Source organism: Micromonospora sp. CNZ299, from assembly GCF_002754415.1.
The window spans coordinates 5,126,669-5,150,972 of sequence record NZ_PEFG01000001.1 but is presented as its reverse complement, the minus strand read 5'-3'; the positions used below and the strand labels follow the sequence as shown (position 1 = coordinate 5,150,972).

At 71.7% G+C, this 24,304-nt stretch carries 24 protein-coding genes; 20 read left to right on the top strand and 4 right to left on the bottom strand.

Going from position 1 to position 24,304, the window contains the following annotated elements; genetic code table 11:
- Nucleotides 1-27: 27 nt before the first annotated feature.
- Nucleotides 28-459 (bottom strand): MarR family winged helix-turn-helix transcriptional regulator, encoded by a 432-nt coding sequence (locus CLT68_RS23515; RefSeq protein ID WP_099854075.1) that lies wholly within the window; start codon nt 457-459, stop codon nt 28-30.
- Nucleotides 460-558: 99 nt separating this feature from the next.
- On the opposite strand from CLT68_RS23515, the gene CLT68_RS23510 reads away from it, so the two are divergent.
- Entirely contained in the window at nt 559-2,337 is a 1,779-nt protein-coding gene (locus CLT68_RS23510) for an ABC transporter ATP-binding protein (protein ID WP_199177267.1), read from the top strand.
- A gap of 45 nt (nt 2,338-2,382) precedes the next feature.
- Here the strand turns inward: CLT68_RS23510 and CLT68_RS23505 are convergent, their stop codons facing one another.
- A complete protein-coding gene (locus CLT68_RS23505; RefSeq protein ID WP_099857533.1) occupies nt 2,383-3,210 on the bottom strand; it encodes a TetR family transcriptional regulator in 828 nt (275 codons plus the stop codon).
- A 109-nt stretch (nt 3,211-3,319) separates the two neighbouring features.
- Here CLT68_RS23505 and CLT68_RS23500 point away from each other — a divergent pair, with 109 nt between their 5' ends.
- From CLT68_RS23500 to CLT68_RS23475, 6 genes are all read left to right on the top strand, one after another.
- Entirely contained in the window at nt 3,320-4,264 is a 945-nt protein-coding gene (locus CLT68_RS23500) for an ABC transporter ATP-binding protein (RefSeq protein ID WP_099854070.1), read from the top strand.
- Entirely contained in the window at nt 4,261-5,886 is a 1,626-nt protein-coding gene (locus tag CLT68_RS23495; RefSeq protein WP_099854068.1) for an anibiotic ABC transporter, read from the top strand. The genes CLT68_RS23500 and CLT68_RS23495 overlap by 4 nt, the downstream gene beginning before the upstream one ends.
- Before the next feature lie 186 nt (nt 5,887-6,072).
- The gene (locus CLT68_RS33435) at nt 6,073-6,783 is read left to right on the top strand and encodes a hypothetical protein (protein WP_199177129.1); all 711 of its coding nucleotides are present in this window, start codon (nt 6,073-6,075) and stop codon (nt 6,781-6,783) included.
- 242 nt (nt 6,784-7,025) lie between these two features.
- A complete protein-coding gene (locus tag CLT68_RS23485; protein WP_199177128.1) occupies nt 7,026-7,652 on the top strand; it encodes a restriction endonuclease in 627 nt (208 codons plus the stop codon).
- A 123-nt stretch (nt 7,653-7,775) separates the two neighbouring features.
- Nucleotides 7,776-8,345 (top strand): carboxymuconolactone decarboxylase family protein, encoded by a 570-nt coding sequence (locus CLT68_RS23480; RefSeq protein WP_486482286.1) that lies wholly within the window; start codon nt 7,776-7,778, stop codon nt 8,343-8,345.
- A 493-nt stretch (nt 8,346-8,838) separates the two neighbouring features.
- Nucleotides 8,839-9,603 carry a hypothetical protein gene (locus CLT68_RS23475; RefSeq protein ID WP_486482285.1) on the top strand — a complete coding sequence of 255 codons (765 nt, stop codon included), beginning with the start codon at nt 8,839-8,841 and terminating at the stop codon, nt 9,601-9,603.
- Nucleotides 9,604-9,925: 322 nt separating this feature from the next.
- Here CLT68_RS23475 and CLT68_RS23465 read toward each other — a convergent pair whose 3' ends face one another.
- Complete coding sequence (locus CLT68_RS23465; RefSeq protein ID WP_088951787.1) at nt 9,926-10,210, bottom strand: DivIVA domain-containing protein; 285 nt, start codon at nt 10,208-10,210, stop codon at nt 9,926-9,928.
- 322 nt (nt 10,211-10,532) lie between these two features.
- On the opposite strand from CLT68_RS23465, the gene CLT68_RS23460 reads away from it, so the two are divergent.
- On the top strand, nt 10,533-10,772 hold the full coding sequence (locus CLT68_RS23460) for a winged helix-turn-helix domain-containing protein (RefSeq protein WP_099854063.1): 240 nt from the start codon (nt 10,533-10,535) through the stop codon (nt 10,770-10,772).
- A 130-nt stretch (nt 10,773-10,902) separates the two neighbouring features.
- On the opposite strand, the gene CLT68_RS23455 is transcribed toward CLT68_RS23460, so the two are convergent.
- Nucleotides 10,903-11,724: a hypothetical protein gene (locus CLT68_RS23455; RefSeq protein WP_099854061.1), complete on the bottom strand. Its 822-nt coding sequence runs from the start codon at nt 11,722-11,724 to the stop codon at nt 10,903-10,905.
- Nucleotides 11,725-12,040: 316 nt separating this feature from the next.
- Between CLT68_RS23455 and CLT68_RS23450 the strand changes: the two genes are divergently transcribed.
- From CLT68_RS23450 to CLT68_RS23395, 12 genes are all read left to right on the top strand, one after another.
- Entirely contained in the window at nt 12,041-12,412 is a 372-nt protein-coding gene (locus CLT68_RS23450; RefSeq protein ID WP_486482454.1) for a ribonuclease domain-containing protein, read from the top strand.
- A 70-nt stretch (nt 12,413-12,482) separates the two neighbouring features.
- Entirely contained in the window at nt 12,483-12,854 is a 372-nt protein-coding gene (locus CLT68_RS23445; RefSeq protein ID WP_099854059.1) for a barstar family protein, read from the top strand.
- A 323-nt stretch (nt 12,855-13,177) separates the two neighbouring features.
- Nucleotides 13,178-14,119 carry a hypothetical protein gene (locus CLT68_RS23440; protein WP_099854057.1) on the top strand — a complete coding sequence of 314 codons (942 nt, stop codon included), beginning with the start codon at nt 13,178-13,180 and terminating at the stop codon, nt 14,117-14,119.
- Between the two features lie 39 nt (nt 14,120-14,158).
- Nucleotides 14,159-15,328, top strand: coding sequence for a hypothetical protein (locus CLT68_RS23435; RefSeq protein WP_099854055.1), 1,170 nt, complete (start codon nt 14,159-14,161; stop codon nt 15,326-15,328).
- A 17-nt stretch (nt 15,329-15,345) separates the two neighbouring features.
- Nucleotides 15,346-15,774: a hypothetical protein gene (locus CLT68_RS23430; protein ID WP_099854053.1), complete on the top strand. Its 429-nt coding sequence runs from the start codon at nt 15,346-15,348 to the stop codon at nt 15,772-15,774.
- Nucleotides 15,775-15,820: 46 nt separating this feature from the next.
- Nucleotides 15,821-16,075 carry a hypothetical protein gene (locus tag CLT68_RS23425; protein ID WP_099854051.1) on the top strand — a complete coding sequence of 85 codons (255 nt, stop codon included), beginning with the start codon at nt 15,821-15,823 and terminating at the stop codon, nt 16,073-16,075.
- 2 nt (nt 16,076-16,077) lie between these two features.
- Nucleotides 16,078-19,296: a hypothetical protein gene (locus CLT68_RS23420; protein WP_099854049.1), complete on the top strand. Its 3,219-nt coding sequence runs from the start codon at nt 16,078-16,080 to the stop codon at nt 19,294-19,296.
- Nucleotides 19,293-20,777, top strand: a complete 1,485-nt coding sequence (locus CLT68_RS23415; RefSeq protein WP_099854047.1) for a hypothetical protein — start codon at nt 19,293-19,295, stop codon at nt 20,775-20,777. Before CLT68_RS23420 ends, CLT68_RS23415 begins: the two co-directional genes overlap by 4 nt.
- 2 nt (nt 20,778-20,779) lie before the next feature.
- Nucleotides 20,780-21,280: a hypothetical protein gene (locus CLT68_RS23410; RefSeq protein WP_053659787.1), complete on the top strand. Its 501-nt coding sequence runs from the start codon at nt 20,780-20,782 to the stop codon at nt 21,278-21,280.
- Nucleotides 21,280-21,945, top strand: a complete 666-nt coding sequence (locus CLT68_RS23405) for a hypothetical protein (protein WP_099854045.1) — start codon at nt 21,280-21,282, stop codon at nt 21,943-21,945. Before CLT68_RS23410 ends, CLT68_RS23405 begins: the two co-directional genes overlap by 1 nt.
- On the top strand, nt 21,942-23,969 hold the full coding sequence (locus CLT68_RS23400; protein WP_099854043.1) for a hypothetical protein: 2,028 nt from the start codon (nt 21,942-21,944) through the stop codon (nt 23,967-23,969). The genes CLT68_RS23405 and CLT68_RS23400 overlap by 4 nt, the downstream gene beginning before the upstream one ends.
- 10 nt (nt 23,970-23,979) lie before the next feature.
- Complete coding sequence (locus CLT68_RS23395) at nt 23,980-24,303, top strand: hypothetical protein (protein ID WP_099854041.1); 324 nt, start codon at nt 23,980-23,982, stop codon at nt 24,301-24,303.
- Nucleotide 24,304 lies beyond the last annotated feature (1 nt).

The window sequence follows — 24,304 nt, the reverse complement described above, 5'->3', positions numbered from 1 at the left end:
CCGCCCGGTGTGGGTAAACCCGTGGTGTCAGGCGCGCAGGGTGCGCAGGATGCGGGACAGCTCGGCCCGGTCGGTGTCGTCCAGGTGGCCGAAGAAGCGGTCCGCCTCGGCTCGGCGGGCGGCCCGGATGGCGGCGCTGACCCGGTTGCCCTCCTCGGTGAGCGCGACCAGGGTCGCCCGTCGGTCGGCCGGGTCGGGCCGGCGCTCGACGAGCCCACGGGTCTGGAGGTCGTCGACGACCTCGGTCGCCGAGCGGGGTGCGATGTGCAGGTGCTCGGCGAGCGTGCCGGGGCGGACCTCGCCGTGCCGGCCCAGGACACCGAGCGCCCGGGACTGGCTGGGGGTGATGTCCCAGGGCGCCAACGACTCGCGGGTCTGCCGGCGCAGACGGGACGCCACCGCCCAGAACGTCTCGGCCAGGCTCTCGTCGTCCGCGCCGTCGGACGTGTGCTCGATCACCGGAATACCGTAGCAGCCGATGCGGTTGTTCCCTCATGTTGAGGTAACCTCAGCAATGTTCCCCTGACCGGAAGGTAGTGCCCCTTGGAACGCACCCCCATGGGCCGCGACCGCGGCCACCGCACCGTCAGCGCCGAAGAGAAGACGCAGGCCCGCCAGGTGTCGCTGCGTCGCATCGGCCGCCTGTTCACCCCCCACCGTCCCGCGCTGGCCGCCGTCACCGCGATCATCGTGCTCTCCTCGATCATCGCGATGGCGAGCCCGTTCCTGCTGCGTGCCGTGATCGACAGCGCCCTACCCCAGGGCGACGTGACCCTGCTGGTCTGGCTGGTCGTCGGCATGGTCGCCGTGGCCGCGGTGACCTCCGCCCTCGGCGTCGTGCAGACCTGGATCTCCACCCAGGTCGGCCAGCAGGTCATGCACCGGCTGCGCACCGACGTCTTCAGCCACCTCCAGCGCCAGTCGCTCGGCTTCTTCACCCGCACCCGCACGGGCGAGGTGCAGTCCCGGATCACCAACGACATCGGCGGCATGCAGTCGGTGGTCACGTCCACCGCCACCGCCGTCGCGTCCAACCTCACCACTGTGGTCGCCACAGCGGTCGCCATGGTCGCGCTCTCCTGGCAGCTCTCCCTGGTCTCGCTCGTGGTGCTGCCGCCCGCCATCTGGCTGACCCGCCGCGTCGCCCGGATGCGCCGCGAGATCACCGCCGAACGGCAACGCGAACTCGCCGACCTCAACGTCACCGTCGAGGAGGGGCTCTCGATCAGCGGCGTGCAACTGGCCAAGACCCTCGGCACCGGCCCCGCTCTGGTCGACCGGTTCACCGCCTCGTCGGCCCGCCTGGTCGACCTGGAACTGCGTAGCGAGTTGGCCGGCCGTTGGCGCATGGCCTCGATGAGCATCATCTTCGCCGCCGTACCGGCGGTCATCTACCTCGCCGCGGGCCTGCCCGGCACCGCCGGCACGCTGAGCATCGGCACCCTGGTGGCGTTCACCGCCCTGCAGGGCGGCCTGTTCCGACCGCTGATGGGTCTGCTCAACGTGGGCGTCTCGCTGACCGCGTCGCTGGCGCTGTTCGCCCGGATCTTCGAATACCTGGACCTGCCCGTCGACGTGGCCGACCCCACCGAGCCGGTCCGCCTCGACCCGGCCCGGGTGCGCGGCCACCTGCGCCTGGAGGACGTCACCTTCGGCTACCCGGGCAGCGACACCGCGGCGCTCGCCGGGATCACCCTGGACGTGCCCGCAGGCACCAGCCTCGCCCTGGTCGGTGAGACCGGCTCCGGCAAGAGCACCCTCGCCGGTCTGGTCAGCCGACTGCACGACCCGACCGCCGGCCGGGTCACCATCGACGGCGTCGACCTACGCGACCTGCGACTGGCCGACCTGGCCGCGATCGTCGGCGTGGTCAGCCAGGAGACGTACCTGCTGCACACCAGCGTCCGGGAGAACCTGCGCTACGCCCGACCGGACGCCACCGACGCCGAGATCGAGGACGCCGCCCGCGCCGCCCAGATCCACGACCTGATCGCCGGGCTGCCCGACGGGTACGACACCACTGTCGGCTCCCGCGGCCACCGCTTTTCCGGCGGCGAGAAGCAGCGGCTGGCCATCGCCCGCACGCTGCTGCGCGACCCGCGCATCCTGGTCCTCGACGAGGCCACCAGCGCGCTGGACACCGAGACCGAGCGTGCCGTGCAACGCGCGTTCGACGTGCTGGCCGAGGGGCGGACGACCATCACCATCGCGCACCGGCTCTCCACGGTGCGCGACGCTGACCAGATCGCGGTGCTGGACCACGGCCGGATCGTCGAGGCCGGCACCCATGACAGCCTGCTGGACCGCAACGGCCGCTACGCCACCCTGGCGGCCTGAGCATCCGCTCACAACCGTCTCGAAACCGTCGCTAAAACTGTCTCATTATTGCCGGTCCAGGTGGCGGTAGACGGTGGCCCGCGAGACACCCAACGTGGCGGCGATGGCGTCTACCGAGTGGGTGCCCGCCGCGTGCATCCGCCGGGCCGCCTCGACCTGCTCCCGACCCAGCGCCGGCGGTCGACCGGGCCGCCGCCGACGGGCAGCCGCCCCGCCGCCCGGCGCCACGTCCGGCCGGTTCGCGTGGGCCAGAGCCGCGGCCACCGGGTCCGTGGGGCGCACGGCCGCGCCCGCCCGGTCGGCTTCCGTCGGACCTGCGGCGTCCGCTGTCGGTGCGGTCAGCAGTCGGCGTACGCCGTCGAGCATGTCGGCGCGCAGCACCTCGTCGGACACGTCGGTGAAGAAGACGACCGGATCGCTGCACGCGGCGACCGCCTGCACCGCCCGGACCCGCTCCCGACGTCCGGCATCCGGCCCCGCGATGATGTCGTTGGCCCGCATCGCGATCGTGATCAACCGATGGTACGTGTCGCCCCGACCGACCAGCGCGATGTCGTGGTAGAGCATGCCGAGCGGTCGACGATGAGCGAGTATGACGTCCACCCAGCCCTCCAGCACCGTCCACCGGGCCCGCTCGGTGGGTTGCGTCTGCGCGGCGTCGAGCAGCCTCTCCAGGTCGGCCAGCAGTGGCTCGACCAGGGCGGCGAGCAGGTGCTCCTTGGCCGGGAAGTGGTACAGGATCGCGGTCTTGGTCAGCCGCAGCCGCTCGCCGATCTGGCGCAGCGAGGTGCGTTGGTAGCCGTGCTCGGCGAACAGGTCGAGCGCGGCGCGCAGGATCCGGGTACGGGTGTCGTCCGCGGGATCGGCGGTCATGCCGGCCAGCCTAGCGACGTCCTGACCGGTGGGCACGATCACGGTTGATTCGACTGACCGCTGGTCAGTACAGTGAGGTCGATCGACGCAGCCAACGGCAGGAGGGGCGATGCCCGTCATCTCGATCGGCAACCTGGTCAAGACGTTCGGCGCGATCCGGGCACTCGACGGGCTGGATCTGCGGGTCGAGCAGGGGGAGGTGCACGGCTTCCTCGGGCCCAACGGCTCCGGAAAGTCCACCACCATCCGGATCCTGCTCGGGTTGCTCCACAGCGACTCCGGCGACGCCCGGGTGCTCGGCGCCGACCCGTGGCGCGACGCCGTCGGCCTGCACCGCCGGCTGGCGTACGTGCCCGGCGACGTCAACCTCTGGCCCAACCTCACCGGCGGGGAGGCCATCGACCTTCTCGGTCAGCTGCGCGGCGGCCTCGACCGGCGTCGTCGCGACGAGCTGCTGCAACGCTTCGACCTCGACCCGACCCGCCGCTGCCGCACGTACTCCAAGGGCAACCGGCAGAAGGTCGCCATCGTCGCCGCCTTCGCCTCCAACGTGGAGCTGTACGTGCTCGACGAGCCGACCTCCGGCCTCGACCCGCTGATGGAGGCGGTGTTCCAGGACGAGGTCCGGCGGGTCAAGCAGGCCGGCGCCACAGTGCTGCTCTCCAGCCACGTGCTCGCCGAGGTCGAGGCCCTCTGCGACCGGGTCAGCATCATCCGCGAGGGCCGCACCGTCGAGTCCGGCACCCTCACCGAGTTGCGCCACCTCACCCGCACGGCGGTGACCGTCGAGACCGCCCGGCCGGTCACCGGCCTGGACACGCTGCCCGGCGTGCACGACGTGCACGAGGTCGACGGGCGCACCCACCTGGAGGTCGACCCCGCGCACCTCGACGCGCTGCTCGGCCAGCTCATCCGCTTCGGCGTCCGCGCCCTCACCAGCACCCCACCGACCCTGGAGCAGCTCTTCCTGCGCCACTACGGCGACGACCCCGCCGCCGGCGCCAGCGCTGCCGTCGCCTCGGATGCCGGCGCCCCGCAGGCCGGTGCCCGGTGAGCGCGCTGACCAACACCGCGCTGCTGGCCCGGCTCGTGCTGCGCCGCGACCGGATCCGCCTCGCGATCTGGGTCCTCGGCACACCCCTGCTCGGCTACGCCCTCGCGGCCAGCGTCGCCGGCATCTACCCGGACCAGGCGGCCCGCCAGGGATACGCCACCACCTCGGCGTCCAGCCTGGTCGCCCGCGCCTTCAACGGCCCCATCGCCGGCACCGAGCTCGGCGCGGTGGTGGTCGCCGAGACGTACGTGACGCTGGCCCTGATCGTCGCCCTGCTGAGCACCTTCGCGGTGACCCGGCACACCCGCCAGAACGAGGAGACCGGCCGGGCGGAGCTGCTCGGCGCCTCAGTGGTCGGCCGGTACGCGCCGCTGACCGCCGCACTGCTCGTCATCGTCGCCACCAACGTGCTGGCCGCCGGACTGCTCGCGCTCGCCCTCATCGGCGCCGGCCTACCGCTGGCCGGCTCCCTCGCCGCAGCCGCCGCGATCGGCGGTGTCGGGGTCGCCTTCACGGCGATCGCCGCCGTCACCGCCCAGCTCTCCGTCACCTCCCGGGGCGCCAACGCGCTCGCCGCCGCCACCGTCGGGCTCTCCTTCGTGCTGCGCGCAGGCGGCGACGTGCTCGGCGAGCAGAGCGCCAACGGCACCCGGGTGCAGAGCGCCTGGCCCTCATGGATCTCCCCGCTCGGCTGGGGCAACCAGGTGCGGGCCTTCGAGGGCGAACGCTGGTGGGCCCTCGCCCTACCCGTCGCGCTGCTGCTCGCCGGTGTGGCACTGGCGTACGCCCTCGCCGAGCGACGCGACCTGGGCGCCGGGCTGATCGCGCCCCGACGCGGACCGGCGAGCGGCACGCCACGGCTGCTCAGCCCCGCCGGGCTGGCCTGGCGGATGCAACGCGGCACGCTCCTCGGCTGGGCGGTCGGGGTGGCCGTACTCGGCTTCTCCATGGGCATCGCCGGCGACGAGTTCAACGCCATGATCGACCAGAATCCGGCCGCCGCCGAGGCGATCAACGCGATGGGCGGCGGAGCCAACCTCCTCGACGCGTACCTGGCCGCGATGCTCGGCCTCTTCGCGCTGACCATCGGCGCGTACGTGGTCCAGGCCCTGCTCCGGGTACGCGGCGACGAAACCGACGGCGTCCTCGAAGCCGCCCTCGCCACGGCGGTCAGCCGTACCCGCTGGCTCGGCACCCAGGTCCTCGCCGCGGCGCTCGGCGCGGTCGCGTTGCTGCTGCTCGCCGGCGTGACCACCGGCCTCGGCTACGGCCTCGTCACCGACGACCCGCTCGGCGAGGCTGTCGAGCTGGGCGGCGCCGCGCTGCTGCGACTGCCCGCCCTGCTCGTGGTCGCCGGGGTGGTGACCACCCTGTTCGGGCTGCTGCCCCGCTGGTCCGTGGTGCTGTCCTGGACAGCCCTGCTGATCTTCCTGCTCCTCGGGCAACTCGGCGCGGTGCTCGAGCTGCCCCAGGCCGCCCTCAACGTCTCGCCGTACACCCATGTGCCGTCCGTGCCCGCGGTCGACCCGGCGGTGCTGCCGCTGGTGGTGCTGACGGCGGTGGCCGCGGCCCTGCTCGCCGTCGGCGTGGCGGCCTTCCGCCGTCGCGACGTGCCGAGCTGAGCCTGCTCGCCTTGATCGTTGGCAGCTGAGCAGCTCGACACGCCGCGCACCAGACTGCTGAACTGCCACCGATCTTGGCCAGCACAGATCGGGCGCGTTCGGGCGCCGTCCACAGGTTGCCTGCTGTCCACAGAGGGGTGAGTGGCGTGGTTGCCAAGGGTTGGGTGGGGCGCAACGGTCCGTGGTGTGAACTCGGTGCTTCGGGATCTGGTGGAGCTTGGCGGCGGGATGGTGACGCTCGGAGCTGCCCGGCAGGTGGTGCCATCGTGGACGTTGGAGTCGGCTTGCCGTAACGGCGAGTTGGTGAGGGTGCTGCCCGAGGTGTTCGTGCCGGCACACCTCGTCGGCGGTCGGCCCGGCGCCCCAGCCCTCAGTCGGCTGGACCCGGTTCTGGGTCATCGCGCGGCCCTCGCCTGGGCTGGCGGCCGCGCCGCGCTCAGTCATCTCAGCGCGCTCAGCGCGTGGGGGCTGCGTCCGCCGGCTGTGGGCGACCTCGTCCACCTGAGCACACCGACGTCCGCCAACCTGCGCACCCGACCCGGGGTGGTCGTGCATCGACGGCGCGGTCTGCTCATCGCACCGCCGGCCGAGGCGGACGCTCGACGCACCATCGTCTGGGAGAACCTGCTGCTGCTCGGCGACGAACCGACAGTCGCCGCCGCCGCCAGCTGGCGGGACGCGATCTGGCAGGTCGAACGGCTGGCCCGGGGAATTGTCGGGGCGCCACCGGACGTGGCGGAGATGCTGACCCGCGTCGACGAGGCCCGCGACGGGTACTACCGGGTGGCTCGGCGGAGTCTCGGGGTGCGTGGGGGATCGGTGGAGCAGTCCGCGACGCTGCGGCAGGCATTGGTCGACCCGTCCACCGCGACGCCTCCGGAGGTGCCCGCCAACTGAGTGCACCGGTGCCGGCACGACGGCTGACGCCGACGGTACGGGCACAGTGACGGGTTCCGGACACTGTTGACGGCCGTGCACTCGGTTTGTCGGACGCTGCCGCGACACTGAGACTTCCTCGATCGGGGAGGTGCCTCGTGCCGTACGTCAGGTCACACACCAGGAAGGGTGGCGCGCGGGTTCGGGCGCACTACCGAAGGCAGCGCGGCGGCATCGTTTGGCGCAGATCGACGGTCCGCCGCGTGACCGGTGGCGGCAGATCCGCCAACGGCTGGGTTCTGGTGCTCTGTGCCGTCGTCGCTTTCGTGCTCATCCGCATGGTCCTCGATTTCGTGCAGCGGCATCCATACTGGTCCGCTTTCCTGGTGAGCCTCCTCGTTGCGGGGACGACCGCGGCGGTTCTTGTCGTGTCGAAGCAGCGTGCGCGCGAGCGGGCCGACCAGGCCCAGCGGGACAGGCTGATCGAGGTGACCGACACGATGAGCGGACCAGAGTTCGAGCAGTGGTTCGCCCGGATCCTGGTTGCTTCCGGGTTTCGGGATGTGACGGTGTGCGGCGGCTCCGGTGACCGGGGAGCCGACGTCACGGCGATCGCTCCTGACGGTCGACGCGTCGTGGCGCAGTGCAAGCGGCAGAGCCTCAGCAACCGGGTCGGCAGTGCCGCGATTCAGCGGTTCGCCGGCACCTGCCGGGACATCCACGGTGGCGAGATCTGCATCCTCGTGACGAACAGCTTCTTTACCGCAGGCGACGGCATCCGGATGGCCCGGCAGCTCAACATCACGCTCATCGACCGCAAGGCACTGGAAATGTGGGCGTGGACGGGGAGACCCGCGCCGGGGTTCATCGCGGGAGACGGACCGCACTGATGCGTTTCAGTACCCGCCGGGTTGGCCAGCCGCTCCCGAGGCGCCCCGTGCACGGCCGGTTTCCCGACAGCGTCCGCAGTTCCAACGGCGTACCGTCCCGGGTCAAGAATGGGGAGGAGTCGGATGAGTTTCCTGCAGCAGGCAGAGCAGTCGCCGGACACCGAGCGGATGTTCGATACGGACACGAAGGCGATGGGCTACCTGCCCAACTACACCAGGTTGTTCGCCCACAGCCCGGCGGTGTACCAGGCGTGGCAGCAGCTCAACGGTGCGGTGAAGGCCGGGATGGAGCTGCGTCGCTATGAGTTGGCGACCCTCGCCGCGGCCCGGGCCCTGAAGTCCTCCTACTGCGGCCTGGCTCATGGAAAGGTCCTACGCGACAAGTTCTTCGACGCGTCGACCGTCGCCGCCATCGCGTCAGACTACGGCGACGCCGGTCTCTCCGCGCAGGAGGTCGCAGTCGTCAACTTCGCCGGGAAGGCCGCGGCCAACGCGAACTCCATCACCGAGGCCGACGTTGCCCGCCTGCGCGCTCACGGTCTCGATGACGCGGACATCTTCCGCGTGATCCTCGCCGTTGGCGCCAGATGCTTCTTCAGCACCGTCCTCAGCGCTGGCGGGGCTGAGCCCGATCCGCAGTACAACGAGAGTCTGGACGTGGATCTGCGGCAGGCGCTGAGCTTCGGCGGTTAGACCCAGAGAGAACGACCGACGAGGCTGTCCTAGCGCCAGCGGGCGAGCGCGGACTTGTCGAGGAGGTAGCGTTCGCCGCTCGCAATGCCCGTGCGCGGCATCGTCGCCTTCGGTAAGCCCTGGGACGGAGTCGCCCAGACGCTTGTCGGCATCGGGCCTGCAGATCGTTTCGGCCACGTCCATCAGAAATCCGACACGATCAATAGATGCAGGCGGCGCGTACACCCGTCTGGCAGCTAAGGAATCTCGCTGAAGCGGCGGAATGCCGGATCTTCAGCGACAGGACCCGATTGGCAGCGCCCAGTCAGGTACTTAGGGTCATTGGTGCTTCACCCCAAGCGACGGCGAGCCGAACGGCGGACTGCGGATGGCTGTGAACATGCACCCTGCGAACTGCGCCAACGCCCAGAATCCGGGCTGTACGTGCTCTCGCTGCGGCGGCTCCCTGCATGGCTGGGATGGGTGGGCGAAGCTCGCCGTAGAGCCCCCTGCCGTGCGTGGCGAGCGGCGAAGCGCGCTCAAGAGGGATATCGGCAAGGATCGGAATGGGGCGCCGAAATTCAACGCCAAGAATCGGCAGAAGTCCCTCGACCTCGCCCGTCTGGACCTTGCCAATCACCTGTGGGGAGCGGACCCGCGCCCCAAGGGCGACGCGCCGCTGCCGCGTACCTTCGACGTCGGCGACCGGGCGGCGGTGGCATTCGATAACGGGCGGATGAACATCCTCGCCGATTCAATCATGGTTGACCCGTGGGACGAGATCTCGGAGGGTATCGACGACCTCGTCCAGAACAAGCAGACCGCCCGGGAGGTCAAGAAGGGTCTGGCCAGTCACGGCTGGTGCAACCTGCTGGTCGCGCTGATCCAGTTGATCGAGAAGGTCAACAAGGCGATCGGTATCTTCACCGACGCGGCCAAGCGGGCCGTCCAGGATGCTTTGTCGAATCACCTCACGTCCCGCATCCCAGAGCAGGTGAAGGACGCCGTCGCCGGCATCGTTGTCGACAAGGTGTGGTTGGCCCTGACGCGCCTGCTCGAAGCTCACTTTCCCCTCCTGGGTGCGGACACCGTGCGCGTCCTGCGGATCTTGACCGTGTTCGCCTGCCCATCAGTCGAACGGCACCGGGACGTCTACCAGCACGCCGTCGTCCCGCTCATGGGTGACGCCCGAGGGCTCGTCACAGAGGAGGTCAAGGCCCAGGTGAACACCCTGTTCGCCGCGTGGTGGCAGCGAAAGGGCCCAGCAACTGCCCAGTGACACCGATGTTGAGGGATCCGCGAGTGAGCCGAGAAGCACCTGGGTGGTGTAGATCAACGAGCGCCCCGGCGGCCCTGCCATCTCGGAGTGGGTGCGGCGGGCACGAGACTGGGACAGAGGCCGGCGAGTTGGACGTAGACCTCGCGTTTGGCGGTTGCGCTGCCTCGGCGGTTGAGGACGTAGCCCGTCAACCAGATCCAACCTTCGTACGTCGGTCGGTCGCAGACTGAGACGACGCGAAAGGTCAGGGAGCGATCTCCGGAGAACTGCACCGAGGCCCGGCTGTCGATGACGAGCAGGTCGCCGGGGGAGGGGCGCGCGGTCACCAGCGGCCGGAGTTGTGGTGGTGCTCCTGCGGTGGCGGGCACTCCCGCGCGTGCATGGTCTGCCAGTCGCGCAGCGCCCGCTTGATCCGGTCGTTCTCCTGGCTGAGCAGCCGCACCGTCTCGTTGAGCATGGCCAGCTCGTCGGCCACCCGGGCCTGGAACTCGCGTACCTCATCGGGGTCAACGCCGCGTCGGCATGCGGCGAACGCGCGGGTCCGCACCTCGTGCGGCGTCAACCTGCCTGGGTAGCCGGCGGGGTAGGGCTGGCCACCTCGATACACCTGAGTCACGACGATCCTCTCTGAGGGCAGGCGGGCGCGCGAAAGGTCCTTGTGGTGGGTCTGGAAGGGCGGGCCGTCCGCTCGGGGGCCGCGGGCGACCCGCCCGCTCCGCCGCCGCAGCCCAATTCAGCGGTACGACAGCAGAGCAGTTTGGTGGGTCGGGACGGGCACACGCACCCGCCCCGACCGAGGGGATGAGCCGAACTCGTTGCCACGCGAGGATCGGCTCGGAATCAACATAGCTAGACATGTCAGATGAGTCAACGCTGCTTGTTAGGCGCGTCGCGGTGTGATCAAATCGGGTTGCCACGCGAGGAGTGCCATGCGAGAAGTGCCGGATTACTGGCGCATCGCCGATGATGTGATCGCCGACGTCAGGTCGAAGAAGTTGAAGCCGGGGGACAAGCTGCCCTCAATTGCTGAGCTGCGTGCTCGCTACGACGTCAGCCACGGGACCGTGCAGATGGCCTACGCCCGGTTGGAAGCGCTGCGGGTGATTCGGCGGCAGCAGGGCAAGGGTGTCTTCGTGTCCGACCCCAACACCTGGATGCGGGAGCCTTAGGTAGCGGCTCTTGTCCGACCTGCAGCGGCACGAGGATGCACTGCCGAATGAGCTTTGGTGGCCCGCCTGCCAGGAACTACTCACCCTCAAGTGATCTTGACGCGACCGGAAGGCGCGAGGGGGGGCGGGATTAGTCGGGGCTGGGGCGGCTCTGTTGTGGCGGGATCAGTGGGCTGCTCACCGTGTCTGCCGGATATTCGGCGTGGCGGCGTAGGAGTTCGGTGATCCAGCGCGCGGCTTCCCGCTGAGTGGTGAGCATGTGATCGCGGGCGTCGGCGACGTCCTGGTCGTCGGCGTGGGTGTTCAGGAGCGTCGCCCACTGGCGGCTCAGTTCCTCGGCGTACCGGGCTTTGCGCACCTGCTCGTCGAACTGGTACTCCAGTTCGAGCAGCCGGTCGACGTGTGGTTGCAGCGCCGGCATGATCCGCTCGTCGAGCCGGACGGCGGCGTCGGGGCGGCAGGTGATGACGATGTCACCCCGCTCGTAGGACCACTCCGGATCGTCGGCGAGCGCCTGCCGCAACGCCACCTCCAGGTCACCCGCGCGATGCGGCGGCAGGTTCCGGGCGGCGTCGGCGGCGAGCCGGGTCAGCCGTTGGATCGCGTTGGGCTGGAAGTACTGCACGTACCAGCTCTGCACCTCGGAGCGCAGGCTCGTCGACGACGACCAGGCGAAGGTGGCGCGGATGTGGAACGAGTAAACGTATCCGCGTGCCGGGACCGCGATCAGCCGGGGCGCGTCGCGCTGCTCCACGAGGGGGCCGGAGAGCGGCGGGGCCGAGCCGGAGCCGACGGGCGCCTCGTCCTGGAGGGCTGCGACCAGTCGATCCCAGTGCCGCGCCCACCACCGCCAACCCCGGATGCTCGCGTCGCGGGCGATGGTCAGCCCTCGAACGCCCCGATGTCGCCACTGGTCCGCGGGCCTCGGCCTCCCGTCGGGGGCGTCCGTCATGGCACCCCTCCACGGTCGCGGATCCGCGTCTCACGCTAACAACCGATGACCGATTTGCCCGTAGCCACGCCGTCAGGGACCACGAGGGCGGAGGGTCGTGCGGGGTTCACCGAGCATTGTGGCGCAGTTGGGGCGACGGGGCTGTCGCCGACGACCGGCAACGGTGAGACTGGGCTCGATCCGACAGTGACCCGGATCGATCGACTGGATGGTCTGGAGGCAGCCTGTGTCCACCCCCGTGTCCACCCTCGTGTCCCCGTTGGCCACGCTCGGCGCGATCCGCCGGCGTACCACCACTCTCGCCCTGCTCGTCACCATGGTCGCCGCCGCGCTGGTCGGCCCGTCCGTGGTGGCCCCGCGGTTGACCGACTCCGCCTCGGCAGCGGTCTACAGCTCCTGCACCGTCAGCCGCTGCGCGGACGCCCGTACCGCCCGTTCGGGTTGGTCCGCCAAGGGTTTCCCGACCAGCCGCGCCTGGTATTCGTGGAGCGGCGGACTGTCCAACTTCGCGGGCGGTCGTTTCTACAACTACGAGGGTCAACTGCCGACCAACGCCACCTACTACGAGTACGACGTCTACCCGCGGACCCGGGGCGCCGCCCGGGACGCGTACCGGATCGTGGTGAACCGCAGCACCGGGGTCACCTGGTTCTCACCCAACCACTACACCGACTTCTACCGGCTCTGACCGACCGGGGCCGGCCGGCTGCGTCGGCCGGCCCCGGCACCGTCGCCCAGGCCAGACCAGGAGAAACCTGATGTACGACGAGGACGACGGTCGGCTGCCCGACTGGTTGACGGTCTTCCGCGGCGCCGTCCCCGAGCTGCCCGGCGCGGTGGTGCTGTCCGGTGGAGCAGCTCGAACCCGGCCCGCGCTCTTCGCCGCGTTGGCCGGTGCGCTGGCCCTGCCGGCCCACCTGGGGAGCACCTGGGACGCCCTCGCCGACGTGCTCCGGGACCGGCTGGACGCCGGCCCGCTCACCCTGCTGATCATTGACGCTGGCGAGTTGCTCGTCGACGAGCCGGCCGGTCAGTACGCCCTGCTGTTCGCCGTGTTCGGCGATCTCGCCACCAGCGCCCCACATCCTCTCCGTGTGGTCCTGCACGGAGCTTCGCCCGCCGACCGCTAGTCGGCTCGCGCGGAGGGTGTCTCACGGTGGGTGAGGGCAGTCGGAGGCGCATGTGCGGATGAGCGTGATGACTGTGAGGCATCAATATGACTGTGAGGTATCACGCTCATGAGCAGGACCTCCCCGGGCCGCGCCGCGCCCTGCCGCCGTTGAGGACGGACGGCAGAGGGCTGCGGAGAGCTGTGCGGGTGCTCAGTTTCCGACAGTCGCGGCGGGGGCGGGCCACGGTGACGGTGGCGGTGACGGTCCGGTGACGGGCCCTTCGCGATCCTCGTGCCGAGCCGGGCACTGTGCACCGGCGCGGGCAGCGGGGAGGCCGTGCGGTGGACTTCGTCGACGGGGTGCTGGTGCGGTTGGCCGATCCGGGCACCCGCGCCGCGCTCTTCGATGACGCGTCCCTGGCGCACCTGGTCGAGGCCGCGTACGACACCGAGGCGATGCCGGTCGCGCCACCGTACGCGGCGGTCTTCGACGAGCTGACCCTCGGCTTCGCCGCCGCTCCCGTCACGGTGGCCGAGGGGGAGTGGCTGGGCTCCGGTGGCACCACCCGCACCGAGCTGAGGGTGCGTCTGCACGGGCTCGGCGGTGCGGCGCTGCGGATCGACGCGTTGTGGCGGGGCAGCCTGGTGGTGCGGACCAGCGCCGCCCGGGACCGGGTCGAGGACCTCGACGTGGCGGTGCCCGCCTTCGACGTGGATCCGCAGATCGTCGCCGACCTGGGCGCGTTGCCGGCCGACCCGGCGCAACTGGAGACCGAGCGCCGGAGCCGGCTGGTGGCCCGCCTGCGGGCCGGGTTGCACCAGCCGGCCGCGTTCACCGACGCGCACCTGGACCGGTTGCTCGCGGGTGTCGGCGCCGCGACCGCCGGCGATCTGGTGACGCGGATGCGCGGGCAGGCCGCGGGGGCCACGGTGAAGCTGCGCTACGCGGCGCCGCCGGCCGCCCCGCCGACCCCGCGTCCGCTGCCGTTCGCCGCCGCCGTGCTGATCCGCGACCAGGGCTTCTCCCTGGCCGACCTGCTCGTCGAGACCCGCCTGGTGCGGGCCCGCGCCGAGGAGCTGGGCCTGGACGTGCCCGCACCGGACGACGTCCGGCGACGACATCGGGTCGTCGCCGTCTGGGTGGTCCCCGTCGAGACGTTCGACGACGACGGCTGGCCCGGCGGCGACACCGGCACCGACGCACAGAAGCGGGCCGCCCGGTTCGCCCGGGCCGGCCAGTGGCTCGCCCGCAGCGGCATCGGCCTCGCCGCCGTGACGACCTGAGACCCCAGACCGCAGCAGCAACTTCGTCCGGGAGGACCCGTGGCACCGACAGCAGCATTCCCGTTCATCGAGGTCCGGATCGTGCCGCCACCGGCGCCGCTGGCCCAGCGCTCACCGGGTGTCATCGCCGTGGTGGGTAAGGCGCCGGCCACGGCCGACGGCGGTTCGGCGCCGGCGAACACGCCGGTCCGGATCGAGACTCTCGACGACGCGGTCACCAACTTCGCCCGCCGGCAGGCCGGCAACGTGGTGCGCAACGCCCTCTACAACTCCCTGGAGCTGGCGTTCCTGCAGGACCCGCGTCCGGCCAAGGTGTACGGGGTCAAGGTCGCCGGCGACGACTACGCCGCCGCGCTCGGAGGTCTGGAGGCCGCCGACGACGTGACCATGGTGTCGCTGGCCAACGAGTCGGGCGTCGGCAACCCCGCCGGTGCGGGCGCGCCCACGGGGCTGCACGCGCTCAAGGCGCACGTGGAGACGATGTCCGCGGCCGGCCAGCGGCGGCTCGGGTTCGCCATGGTCAACCCGGCCACCGAGAAGGGCCCCACCTACGTCGCGGACATCACGACAGCCGCGAACCCGCTCAAGAGCAGCACCAGCCGGATGGTGATGATCGCCGCCCGGGGCGCGGACGGTGACGCGGCCACCGCCGCGATGGCCGCCGTGGCCGGGCTGCCGGTGCACCACAGCATCGTGCTGAAGAAGATCCGCGGGGTCGCCATCCCGGTGGCCAAGCAGTACGGCCCGGCTGAGATCAAGGGCCTGTCCGAGGCCAACCTCACGCCGATCATTGACCCGACGCTGATCACCGGGGAGAGTCTGCACTTCGCCGACGGGAGGCTGTTCACCTCCGACGCGAGCCTGCTGCACGTCGACCTGGTGCGCACCCTCGATGCGATCGAGTTCATGCTGCGCGCCGGCCTGATCGGGCTGGTCGGCGACGCGCGGATCACCAAGCCGGGCATGACGCTGCTGAAGACCCAGGTCGACGGCATCCTCGGCCCACTCAAGCGGCAGTCGGTGATCGACGACTACCGCATCGAGATCCCGGTGCTGGACATCCTCACCATCCCCGAGGTCGCGCGTACCGCAACCGACACCTCGATCGTCACCGCCGCCCGGGCCGACCGCACCGTCGACCTGGTCGTCACCGTCACGTACGGCCCGGCCGTGAGCCGCCTGCTGGTCACGCTCGTGGCCAAGTTCTGACCCGGAGGAACCAGACCATGGAGTGGAAGACCCGCCTCGCGGTGCAGTACACCAAGGGCACCGAGACGGTGCTGATCAGCCCCATCGACTCGTTCAGCCCATCCTTCTCGCTCAACGTCGAGGCCCTGCACTCGTGCGAGGTCACCCACCTGGGTGTCATCCACGCGCCGGTGTCGATGAACTTCACGATGACCGTCAAGGCGATCGGGGACGTCGCCGGCCGGCTCACCAAGCTGGCCCTCGACGGCGACCTGTTCGACATCGCGCTGCTGGAGCACACCGGCGACGACTGGGCGTTCTCGTCCTTCGTCCTGCGCGACTGCATGATCACCAGCGCCACGCCGACCACCGCCACCATCTCCGGCGCCCCGGCCGCGACCTTCAGCGGCTTCAGCCTGGCCGCCACCGTCGACCCGAAGACCGGCGACCAGTCCGTGCTGCCCTGACCGGGCAGGACGCGACAGCCCGCCAACGATCAACCGGAGGTAGCAGATGACGACCGGTGCTGGCCGTGCCGCCCGGGTCACCCGTACCGGGCTGGCCCTGGTGCACGCGGGTGAGTTGGTGCTGCCGGCGGCCGGCAGCGAGGCGGAGGCCGCGCAGGTGGCCGAGGACGACCGCGCTGTCGTCGCGTACCACTTCCCGGTGGAGATCGAGGTGGTCGTGGCCGGCGGCGCGGTCGACGCCGACGCGCTCGCCGACCTCGCGCTGGCCCGCCTCGCCGACCACCTGGACGGGCAGGTCTGACGGTGGCCATCTCGGTGCACGTCCCGGTGCGGATCCGGCTGGACGCCCGGTCGGTGACCGAGCGGCCGGCGGCGGTGACCGACGCGCTCGGTGCGGCCCTGGCCCGCGCGCTGGAACGCTCCCGCCGCGAGGTGGTCGCGCCCCGCGGCGGCTACCTGGAGGTACGCGCAGGCGCGCCGGAGTTCCGCTGGACCGGCGCGGGCGGCGAGCGGGTGTCCCCGGACGACCGGCGGGCCTTCGAGGCCCGGGTGCGCCGGCGCATCGACGAGGTGATCACCGCGGCGCGGCTGGACCCGGGGCTTCCGGCCGGGGTGGCCGCGCCGCTGAGCCGACCGGCAGCCGAGGTGTTCGACCCGCAGCGGATGCGTCACCTGCTGGCCGTCTACCGGGTGCCGTCCTACGACGACGGTGGGGACGCCGCCGAGGTGCCGATGGACGGCGACGAGCCGCCCCCGGTGACCTACCAGTGGCTGCTACGGCCGGTCAGGTACCTGGCCAGCCACTTCGCCGAGCTGGCTCGCGAGGCGGCACGTCAGCACGGTGACCTGCCGTCGGGCACCCCGAATGGTGTGATCGCCCGAGTGTTCGACCTCAACGGTCAGCCGAAATGGTTGGTCATGGTAACCACCACGCCGCTGTCCTTCTTCACGTTCGACGCCTTCGGTGAGACGGTCACGGTGTTGAACCCAGAGCCGCACTTCGAGGTTCAGCCGGTGCAGCCCACCCCACAACCCGGCACAGTCGAGCGCCGTCCGATCACCGACCGGTCCGCCCTGATCGCCATGGTGGACGACGAGATGGCCGACGGCGCCCGGCAGCGGTTGCGCATCGCCCGGCCACGGCCCGAGACCACCAGCGTGGAGGACTACCGAGCGCAGATCGACCGGGCCGTTGACCGGGCGGTGATCCGGCGGGTCAACGAGATCGTCGGTCCGCCCGACGGGCCGGCGCCGACCTGCCTGGTGATCGTCCGCCTCGGCGGCGCCGGCGTGCTGCTGGTGGGCAATGCGGAGACCGACGCCACGCTGCACTGGACCGGCACGGCGAACCTGCTGCCCATCACCGTCGAGCAGGGGCCGGCCGCTCCGCCGGACCCGAACGCGCCCCCCGGCGGTGGCACCGGCGATGGCACCGGTTCCGGGGCGGGTGAAAGCGGATCCGGTGCGGGCAGCGGTTCCGGCGGCGGCAGCGGACCCGACGGCACTGGCGCCGGTGGCCTGGGCACCGGCACCGGGCCGGGCGGCGGTGGCGCCGGTGGGGACGGCAGCGGCGGGGCCCGCCGGGGCGGGTTCGTCTTCGACCCGAGCAGCCCTAGCGCCCCGCCCGGCGCCGAGGGTCGACGGTTTCCGGCCGTCACCGGCGAACACTCCGAGATGCGGGCCTGCGCCCCGTTCAACGGCGAACCGGAGCTGGCCGCGCTCGGCCCGGACGGCGACGAGCTGCGCCGGCTGATGGACGACATCGCGTTCCGGCTCCAGATGGGCGAGGCCTGCCGCTACCCGGCGAACTTCTGCCTCCAGGCCGCCGCCATGCTGCGCGGCCGGGCCGCGGCGATCAGCCTGCTGGTCGGCGCCTCGGAACGCGAGGCGTTCACCAGACCCGTGCCGCAGGGTTCCGGAGGGCTCGGCCCGCTGGACTTCCGGCCGGTCGCCTCGCCCGCCGTGCAGTTCCTGCGCCACCTGGCCGGGGTCGTGCCCCGCCTGGATCACCTGGCCCAACTGGTGATGCGCCGCTACAGCCAGCCCGAGCACTTCGCCCGGATCCAGGGCGGCTGGATCGACACGTCCGCGTCCTGGAACCTGCACTTCGTCCAGGCGCTCAGTGGCGCGATCAAGGGCGCCGTCGGGCAGCTCTTCGTCGTCGGCAGCCAGGCGATGCTCGTGCAACTGCTGCTCAGCTCGCGCACCGGCATCGAGGCGCGGATCACCCACTTCGACAGGTACGCGCCGATCTTCGAGCGGCTGATCGTGTCCCAGCTCACCGACTACGCCGAGCTTCAGGGCCTGCGCGAGCGGCTGCGTCGCCACGAGGCCGCCCGGTGGACGGCCGAACACACCGATGCGGGCGGCGGCACCCTCGCCACGGTCAGCATGGCCAACCCGTCCACCGCCTGGTACGGGGCCGCCCGCGCCATCTCCAGCGCGTTCCTCGCCACCGAGGCCGCGTTGAGCAGCCCCGGCGCGGCCGGCGAGATCGTCGAACGTGACGGCACCACCCGGATCCGCGACTCGCACGCGGTGCTCTGGACCCTCGCCGAGATCGAGCAGGCGCTGGTCATCCAACGCGGCGAGGCCGAGGGCATCGACCCGCTGGTCAAGCAGATCAGCGACCTGCCCGACGTGCTGGCCCGCTTCGCCGGCAACCGGTCGGCGATCCGCGACGAGCTGTGGCGGGTGCTGCAGGACATGCGGCGCAACAACACCGAGATGCTCGGCCGTGCCCGCACCGACGCCCGGTTCGCGTTCCGGTCCAGCCGGATCAGCGAGCACATCCCGTCGGCCACCATCCCCGGAGGACAGTTCGCGCTGCAGGGCATCCACCTGGTCACCCACCAGCAGATCGGCGAGTTCTTCGGCGGCAACCTCTACTACGCCACCGGCGTCGACAGCCTGTTCCACACCGAGCTGGGCCGGGAGGCGCTGAGCGCGTTCGGCGTCATGGTGGGGATCATCGCGCTGTCGCTGCTCTGCCCGCCGCTGGGCTTCGTGGTCGGGGTGGCCGTCGCCGCCGTCGACGTGGCACACGCACACCAGCGCGAGCGCCTCTACGGATCGATGCTCGACCCGGAGCTGGTCCTCACCCGCACCGAGGTCGAGGTCGAGCTGTTCGCCGCGTACCTCGGACTCGCGCTGTCGCTGATCCCGGAGGCCGGCACCATCGGCGGCGCGGCCGTGCGCGGAGGCCGGGTCGCCCTGCGCTTCGGCGTCCGCGCGGGGCTGCGCACCGCCCGAGGGTACGTGGTACGCCGGGTCACCCGGCAGATCGTCGAAGCCGCGTCCCGTGACCTGCTCCAGGGGTTCCTCACCGAGATCCTGCTCAACGAGGTGCTGGAACGGGTCGTGCAGAAGCTGATGGAGCCGGTGCTCGCGTACGTGGAACGCGAGGCGATGCTCAGCGGCGCTGTCGGCGGCCCGGAGGGCGCCCGGTTCATCCTCATGGTGCTGGACTCACAGCCCGGTGGCGCCGCCGCCGGTCCGCGCGTCCCGGTGGTGCGGCCGTGACCGGGCCACGCCGGTTCCGTGCCGGCCGGTTCCTCGACGCCGCCGCCGTACACGCCGCCGCCGACGCCAACCCACGACTGCAACGCTTCATGCGAACCATCGCCGCGCACAGCGAGGCCGGTGACGTGCGTTCCCGGCGGCTGCTGGAGCACCTCATCCGCCGCGTCGTCGACGACGTCGGCGACCTGCACCTGAACAACGCGCTCAACCGGCTGGAACGCATCGCCGTGCTGCGCGACAACATCGCCGCGATCCTCGACCACGTGCTGGAGGGCGGCGCCCTGCCCGAGGGCGTGCGGCTGGAGACGCTCGGCGAGCGTTTCGACCAGCTCAACACCGAGATGCGCGAACTGAGCCGCCCGCGCGAGGGCATCGTCGGGGACGCGCCGCTGCGGCTGGCCGGCGACGCAGCCCAGTACGCCGACTCGCTGCTGCGCGAGTTCGAGGTCGCCGGCGGTACCAGTGCGGCCGGCTGGCACGTCGAGCCCGCCGCAGTGGTCCAGGAAGCGTTCCGGGCCATGCCGGCGGACCAGCAGGCCGCGTTGCGCCGCGCCGCCGAGCTGGAACCGGAGGCGCTGTGGCGGGCGGTGGCCGCCGAAACCGAGAGCGGCAGCCGGGCCGCCGTCACGGACCTGGAGACCCGGCTCGGCGGCCGGTTCACCCCCGACGACGTCGCCCGGCTGCGGACCGCAGTGGGTGAACTCGGCAAGGCCCGCTCCAAGGGCCTGCACATGAACGACGCCCGGCTCACCGAGGCCCTGGCCCGCATCGCCGACCCGGAGCTGCGCGCGGTGGTGGCCAGCGGCGACATCTGGCTCACCCAGCAGTTGGCCGTGCACAACCCGGAGGCCCTGGCGACCCTGTGGCGACGCTTCCGCGACCGGGGCGGCCGCGCCGACGACGGCCCCGGATTCCGCGCCTACCTGCGCCACGACATGGTCACCTACGGCCGCGGCGTGCTCGGCGAGTATGGCGCCGCGTTCTCGCTGAGCAGCATCGAGCTGTTCCTCAAGGGCCCCGACGCCAACGTCAAGGTCGCCGGCACCGACCTGGTCGGCATCGGCCACGACGGCTGGGTGTGGCTGATCGACGACAAGTCGCACCGGGCCAGGAGTGTCAGCGGAGTCAGCGCGCTCACCGACAACCTCGTCACCAACCTGCGCCGCGACGCCTCCGACTTCCGTGACGCCATCGCCCGGCTGCAACGCGACGACCCCGGTTTCACCCCCGACCCGCGGATCCTCGACGCGATCTCCCGGATGGAGGACGCCGCAGCCGAGATCGACCGGATCAACCGGCGTGGCTCCGCGTCCACCCGGCCCGCGCGGATCAGCCGGGCACTGGAGGATCGCCGGCTGCGGCTGCGCGTCACCAGCGCCGCCGGCGAGGTCCGCGAGATCACCCAGGCGCTGCGCGACCTGGGTCTGGCCGTCGAACCCACCGGTACGCCGGTGTCGCTGCCACCCATCGGAGGGCGCTGAGCATGGCCATCACCAGCAGCTTCATGCGGTACGGCACGGTGCCGTCGGCGATCATCAGCGACGGGGTGCTGCCGATCCCGCTCTGGGCCGTCACCGCCATCTCCCTCGCGCAGACCTACCACCTGCCGCCGATCGGCTCCACCGCGCACAAGGCCATCGTGGCCACCCACGACGACACCATCACCCTGACCGGGGTCCTCGTCGGCGCGGAACGCTACGCCTGGAAGTTCGCCCTGGAGACGATGGCCGAGGCGAGCAAACGCGGCACCGCCCTCGCCGCGTACTCCGGGGGGAAGTTCGGCGGGCTGATCCTGGTCACCTCGATGACCATCCGCACCGACATGCAGGTGCAGTCGCTGACCTTCAACGCGTCCGCCGCCCGCCGCGACGTCCTGGACACCACCATCACCCTCGTCCACGTGCCCCGTCCCAGCCTGCTCGGCAAGCTGCTCGACGTGGCCAGCATCGGAGTCGGCGCGCTCGCCGACGGGTTGGGCAACTGATGCCACCGTTCCCGATCGACCGCTACCTGCTGCCGGAGACACCTGTCGAGGTGCCCGACGGGTTCACCGAGGTACGGCAGAGCCTCACCGCCGGCCTCCCGCACCGCGTCGAGCTGGGCGCCGGTGTCCACGCGGTGCTGATCCTGCCCACCGGCCTGGCCCGGCAGTGGCTGAACACCGACCCCCTCGCGGTGGTCAGCACCTCCGCCGACGACCTGGAGCCCCGGCCCGCGCCCCCGGCCGTGCCCCCGCCACCGGCGCTGGTCGGGCGGGTGCCGCTGCGACTGGTGGTCCGGCAGGGCACCCGGATCCTCGGTTCGGTGCCGCTCGCCGCAGGTCTGCGCCGGGTCTGCCCCGACGCCGGCCCGGCGGTCGCCGCCACCGCGCAGCCCGCTCGCGCCGCCACCCCGATCGCCGTCGAGGTGGTGGTGCTCGGCTGGCTGCTGCACGCCGGGACGGTACGCGGCTCCGGCGACTACGGCTCGTCCATCGCGCTGGCCTGGCGGCGCGCCGACCGCGCGGCGGACCAGTTCGGGCCGCCACCGATCAACGAGTTCGTCTGGCGTCGCCGCCCACCCGCCCAGCGCGTCGAATCTGAGCTGGGCCCCGGCCGGCTGCGCTACCGCTACCTGCTCGACAAGAAGCTGCGGAGGGTGCTGCGATGACGCTAACGCCGTTCCAGACCGGTCAGGTCCGCCAGGGCGCCGTCGGCAACGACGCCGGTTGGACCCTGACCTTCCACCGGGAGACCCCGACCGGGCTGAGCCAGGACGCCGCGCTCACGCTGTCCAGCGCCGACTACTACGCGGCCATCGACGCCGCGCTGCCCGACGGGTTGGGCCCCGGCGCGTACACGATCACCGTGCAGGGGCTGATCGACGAGCACTTCGCACTCTTGCGCACCGCCGAGGGTCAACCACCGCTGGTGGCGAAACTGCACCTGTACTGGCGCGACGCCAACACCTCGGTCGGCGCGTTCTTCACCAACCTGGTCGGCGTCAACGCCGGGCCGACCCCGGCCGAGCTGACCCAGGCGCTGGTCGCCGTGCTGCGGGTGACGAAGGTGCGCCGGCTCACCGGCGAGCGGACGTACGACACCGAGCTGACCCTCGTCGAGCAGGCGTACGCCCGGCTCGGTCAGCGGGTCGCCGAGCGGTTCGAGGCGGCGACCTTCAGCGCCGCGATCCGGGCCGTCGCCGAGCGGACCAGAGTGGACATCGCCACCTGGGGCGCGAACCCGGACGGCACGATGACCAGGGGCGCCACCGAGGCGGCCGGCGACGAGCGGGTCGCCTTCGGCGCCGGGCTGCTCCACCGCGCCGCGCTGGAGCGGATCGGCGGCGCGTTGCAGCAGTCGCTCAACACGTACGGGCGGGGGATGCTGCTGATCCGGGACGGCACCGTGCACGTCGGCAAGCGGCCGATCCCCTACCCGGAGGGGGAGCCCAAGCCGCTCACCCTCGCCACCGGCCTGCTCGCCTGCACCGAGAACGGCAGCCAGGACACCGACCCGTACGCGGCCACCGAGGCCGGCGGCACCGCCGCGCCGCGCCGTTGGGCGTGGACACTGACCCTCAAGGGCCGCCCCGACCTGAAGCCCGGCGACCTGGTGCGCTTCGACCCGCCGGCGGTGGACGAGGCCACCACGCTGGGCAGCGTCGGAGCGGCACTGCTCGGCTCGTTCGCGGCCCCGTTCGCCCCGTCGACCGGGGAGTTGGGCGCTGGGGCGAAGCTGCTCTACCTCAGCGCGGCCCGGCACACCCTGTCGCGTACCGCCGGTTTCGTCACCGTGGTGCAGGGCGTCGAGGTCACCTCGGGCGCCCAGGCCTGGGACAGCTGGAGTGACGCCTCCGGCGTGGGCGCGGCCGAGCCGGCCGGTCCGGCGTCCTCGCCCGGGGTGGCCGCCGCCGAGGCGGTGCGCCGGGCCGCCCGCGCCGCCCGGGGCGAGACGCGTGGCCTGGAGATCGGCGAGGTACGCGCGGCGGCCACCAACGCCACCGGCGCGGTCGAACCGCCGGCGCAGACCGAGACGGTGTGGGAGGGGCTGGCCCGCCCGGACGGGCGCCCCAACGGCGCCCGCCGCCTGCCGGTCCGCCGGGAGCAGCCCGCGCCGCTGCCCGGGGTGACCTACCTGACCCCGTTCGCCTGGGGTGGCTGCGGGCTCATCCTGCCCCGCTACCCGGGCACCCGGGTGGCGCTGGCCTACCGCAACGGCGCGCCGGACGACCCGGTGGAGGTGGGAGCGCTCTGGCCCACCGGGCACGCCCCGGTCTCCCAGCCGGGGGACTGGTGGCTGTCCCTGCCGGTCGGGGTGGCCACCAACAGTCGCTCGTCGGTCGGCGACACGGTGGTGCCGGCCGACCACGAGGGCAAGGTGGCGCACGACCTCACCGACGGTGACGGCAACCGGGTCATCGAGCTGGGTGAGCTGACCGTGCGGGTGGGCCGGGCCCAGTTGCAGGGGCGCGGTCAGCGCCCAGCCCGCGCCGACGAGGCCGACAGCATCACCATCGAGCACGCCGCCGGACGGTCGTCGATCGTGATGAAGCAGGACGGCTCCATCACCATCACCGCCACCCAGATCGACCTGGACGCGGGCAACGGCGCGGTGAACATCAGCGGCGGCACCGTCAACATCGCCGCCGACGACGTCGACGTCCAGGTCAGCAACGCGATGAACGTCCACTGAGGAGAGCGACATGGCTTTCGTGCTCACCACGTCGAGCAACGTGCACTGCCCCAACCAGGGCGCGGTCACCCCGGCCGGGCAGGCGAAGCTGATCGTGGCCGGCGCCCAGGTGACCCGCCTCGACGGGATCACCGGCAAGTCGGTGACCGGCTGCACGATCACCGACAGCAGCTCCACCGTGCAGTGCAAGACGGTGGTGTCGGCGACCGGCGCCGCCCAGAAGCTGCACGTCGGCTGGGCCGGCGTGGCGCTGGCCACACTCAGCGGCGCCACCAACGGCAGCACCCCCGGCCTGTCCGCCAGCGCCGGGCAGAGCAAGCTGAAGGCGGTCTGAG